This window comes from Bifidobacterium aerophilum (genome assembly GCF_010667685.1).
In the GTDB taxonomy this organism is placed as follows: Bacteria; Actinomycetota; Actinomycetes; order Actinomycetales; family Bifidobacteriaceae; genus Bifidobacterium; species Bifidobacterium aerophilum.
In genome coordinates this window covers 1-1,103 of the sequence record NZ_WHZW01000049.1, presented here as the reverse complement: position 1 = coordinate 1,103, position 1,103 = coordinate 1, and the positions used below count along the sequence as shown (strand labels likewise).

Here is a 1,103-nt window from a genome sequence, read left to right as displayed (position 1 = left end):
GACCTACCTCTCCGATGTTCACCTCGCGCTCATCGCCATCCACCTCAAACGACCCTTAGAGTAAACACACCCTAGAAACCGGAACCTAAAACACCACGTTTAGTTCCTATAACCCGTCACCTTGAGACCGGGGTCGCGATGGTCTCGCCCAGACGGCTGAGCGCCGCCCTGACGTTGCCCATCGCGCCTTCGAAGCTGTCGCCGGCGTTTTTCGCGGCGCCGCCGAGATGCTCGCGCATCGCGGCCTCGAACTCCTCGAAGCTGACTTTGCCGTCGGACACCATCTTCTGCGCTTCGGCGCTGGTGACCTTGAAATGGTCCGCGAGATACTGCAGCACGGGGATGCCGGACTGCATGAGCTGGAGCATCTCGTCGCCCTGCAGCTTGCCTTTCGCGGCGACCTGCTGGAAGATCAGGCCCATGTCCTGGAAGGACCGGCCCGACACCTGCGCGACGTCGCCGACCGTGCCCAATACCGTCGCGAGGCTCTTGCCCTGTTTGATGCCCGACGCGACCAGGCCTGCCGCGACCGACGCGGCGTCGCCCAGGCCGAACGCGGTGCCCTTGACCGACGCGAGCGCGTCCGACATGATCCCGTCGACGCTCTTGGTGTCGTGTCCCAATGCCTTGAGCTTGGTCCGGGCGCGTTCGATGTTCAAGGCGCGGTCGAAACCGCCCTTGGCGGCCAGTCCCGCGATCGCGCCGGTCACGGTGCCGACCGCGCCCACGCCGATCTTGCCGACCGTTTTGAACGCGCCGCCGACCCGGCTCAGGATCGTCTTGCCGCTCTTCTTCACGCCCGTCGACGTGCCGTCGTCGATCGATCCTTCGATGGCCTTGCCGAGGCCCTTCGTGGACGGTTGGATGAGGATATAGCCGGTGCCGAGTTCCTCAGCCATGCTCACCTCCCAGCGTCGATGCCGAGCCGCATCCGGAGCCGGCCGCGGAGCCGTTCGTCATGCGCGCGCGGCGCGGGCGTGCCCCGTTGCGGGGTTTTGCGTTCCCAGTCGGGTTTCCTGTGGAGCCTGCTCGCGCCCTGGTTGACGGCGTGGATGTACTTGTCGGCCGGGTCGGGGATGTACGCCCATCCGGCCAGTGCGGCG

2 protein-coding genes are annotated in these 1,103 nt (G+C 66.1%); both read right to left on the bottom strand.

Features of this window, described 5'->3' with window-relative positions; all coding sequences use genetic code 11:
- Window positions 1-116: 116 nt before the first annotated feature.
- Complete coding sequence (locus GFD25_RS11940) at window positions 117-899, bottom strand: tape measure protein (protein WP_163233119.1); 783 nt, start codon at window positions 897-899, stop codon at window positions 117-119.
- A 2-nt stretch (window positions 900-901) separates the two neighbouring features.
- Window positions 902-1,103: hypothetical protein (locus tag GFD25_RS11935; protein WP_163233117.1), on the bottom strand; the 202-nt coding region annotated here is incomplete at its 5' end.

Excerpts from the sequence above, each read along its gene's own strand:
- GFD25_RS11940 (WP_163233119.1), bottom strand. The coding sequence starts at position 899 with ATGGCTGAGGAACTCGGCACCGGCTATATCCTCATCCAACCGTCCACG.